The 2,833-nt window shown below is 57.3% G+C and carries 1 rRNA gene; it reads right to left on the bottom strand.

The annotated features are described in order from the left end of the window. Positions 1-2,833: ribosomal RNA gene (locus ACFQQD_RS13955) — 23S ribosomal RNA — on the bottom strand; the annotation flags it as partial.

Below are 2,833 nucleotides of genomic sequence, written 5' to 3'. Positions count from 1 at the left end.
CTTCTCAAATTTCCTCCGCGCGCAGAGGATAGGGACCGAACTGTCTCACGACGTTCTGAACCCAGCTCGCGTACCGCTTTAATGGGCGAACAGCCCAACCCTTGGGACCTACTCCAGCCCCAGGATGCGACGAGCCGACATCGAGGTGCCAAACCATGCCGTCGATATGGACTCTTGGGCAAGATCAGCCTGTTATCCCCGAGGTACCTTTTATCCGTTGAGCGACGGCCGTTCCACAACGGGCCGCCGGATCACTAGTCCCGACTTTCGTCCCTGCTCGAGCTGCCGCTCTCACAGTCAAGCCCCCTTGTGCACTTGCACTCGACACCTGATTGCCAACCAGGCTGAGGGAACCTTTGGGCGCCTCCGTTACATTTTGGGAGGCAACCGCCCCAGTTAAACTACCCATCAGGCACTGTCCCTGACCCGGATCACGGGCCGAAGTTAGATGTCCAGAGTGACCAGAGTGGTATTTCAACGATGACTCCACGAACACTGGCGTGCCCGCTTCAACGTCTCCCACCTATCCTACACAAGCCACACCGAACACCAATACCAAACTATAGTAAAGGTCTCGGGGTCTTTCCGTCCTTCTGCGCGTAACGAGCATCTTTACTCGTAATGCAATTTCGCCGAGTTCATGGTTGAGACAGCGGGGAAGTCGTTACTCCATTCGTGCAGGTCGGAACTTACCCGACAAGGAATTTCGCTACCTTAGGATGGTTATAGTTACCACCGCCGTTTACTGGGGCTTAAATTCTCCGCTTCGCCCCCAAAAGGGGCTAACAGGTCCTCTTAACCTTCCAGCACCGGGCAGGAGTCAGTCCGTATACATCGTCTTGCGACTTCGCACGGACCTGTGTTTTTGATAAACAGTCGCTTCCCCCTGGTCTCTGCGGCCCATACACCCTCCACCCAGCATGTGGGTTTCAAGCTCAGGGCCCCCCTTCTCCCGAAGTTACGGGGGCATTTTGCCGAGTTCCTTAACCATGATTCTCTCGATCGCCTTAGTATTCTCTACCTGACCACCTGTGTCGGTTTGGGGTACGGGCGGCTAGAACCTCACGCCGATGCTTTTCTCGACAGCATAGGATCACCGGATCCCCCACCTCGTGGGGGCCTATCGGGTCTCAGGCACACGCCCAGCGGATTTACCAACCGGACACCCTACACCCTTGGACCAGGTCGATTCCATTGCCTGGCCCGGCTACCTTCCTGCGTCACACCTGTTAATGCGTTTGCCTCGCCGGTTCAGGTCCCGCGCTCCACTCTCACGTCTCCTCGAAAGGAGATCCAGAGAGCTTCGGGCGGTTAGTATCACCGGTCCAGCATGGGCGGTCCTTCGCCGGTACGGGAATATCAACCCGTTGTCCATCGACTACGCCTGTCGGCCTCGCCTTAGGTCCCGACTTACCCAGGGCAGATTAGCTTGACCCTGGAACCCTTGGTCATCCGGCGGACGGGTTTCTCACCCGTCTTTCGCTACTCATGCCTGCATTCTCACTCGTGCACCATCCACCACCGCTCACGCAATGGCTTCACCTCGTACACGACGCTCCCCTACCCATCCACACAAAGTGTGAATGCCACGGTTTCGGCGGTGTGCTTGAGCCCCGCTACATTGTCGGCGCGGAATCACTTGACCAGTGAGCTATTACGCACTCTTTCAAGGGTGGCTGCTTCTAAGCCAACCTCCTGGTTGTCACAGCAACTCCACATCCTTTCCCACTTAGCACACGCTTAGGGGCCTTAACCGGTGGTCTGGGCTGTTTCCCTCTCGACCATGAAGCTTATCCCCCACAGTCTCACTGCCGCGCTCTGACTTCCCGGCATTCGGAGTTTGGCTGACGTCAGTAACCTTGTAGGGCCCATCTGCCATCCAGTAGCTCTACCTCCGGGAAGAAACACGCGACGCTGCACCTAAATGCATTTCGGGGAGAACCAGCTATCACGGAGTTTGATTGGCCTTTCACCCCTACCCACAGCTCATCCCCTCCATTTTCAACTGAAGTGGGTTCGGTCCTCCACGCGCTCTTACACGCGCTTCAACCTGGCCATGGGTAGATCACTCCGCTTCGGGTCTAGACCGTGCCACTCAACCGCCCTATTCGGACTCGCTTTCGCTACGGCTTCCCCACACGGGTTAACCTCGCGACACAGCACTAACTCGCAGGCTCATTCTTCAAAAGGCACGCCGTCACCCATCACCCCACAAGTGAGGCCCAGGCTCCGACGGATTGTAGGCACATGGTTTCAGGTACTATTTCACTCCCCTCCCGGGGTGCTTTTCACCATTCCCTCACGGTACTGATCCGCTATCGGTCAACAGGTAGTATTCAGGCTTACCAGGTGGTCCTGGCAGATTCACACGGGATTTCTCGGGCCCCGTGCTACTCGGGCACACTCACTAGGCGGCGGAACGCATTACAGCTACGGGACTCTCACCCTCTACGGTCAGGCATCCAAACCTGTTCGCCTATACGCCCGCACCACACCACCCCAGGCCGGCAGACCTGGGACGCAAGGGCCCACAACCCCGAACACGCAACCCCTGCCGGGTATCACACGTGAACGGTTTAGCCCCATCCGCTTTCGCTCGCCACTACTCACGGAATCACATTTTGTTTTCTCTTCCTGCAGGTACTGAGATGTTTCACTTCCCTGCGTTCCCCCCGACCGGCCTATGTGTTCAACCGGCGGTCACACGATCACGTCGTGCGGGGTTTCCCCATTCGGACATCCTGGGCTCAACGTCTGGTTATCGACTCCCCCAGGCTTATCGCAGATTCCCACGTCCTTCATCGGCTCCTGTTGCCAAGGCATCCACCATGCG

It is taken from the genome of Citricoccus sp. GCM10030269, from assembly GCF_042665635.1.
In the GTDB taxonomy this organism is placed as follows: domain Bacteria; phylum Actinomycetota; class Actinomycetes; order Actinomycetales; family Micrococcaceae; genus Citricoccus.
The sequence above is the reverse complement of the archived record's forward strand: the minus strand, read 5'-3'. Positions and strand labels throughout refer to the sequence as shown.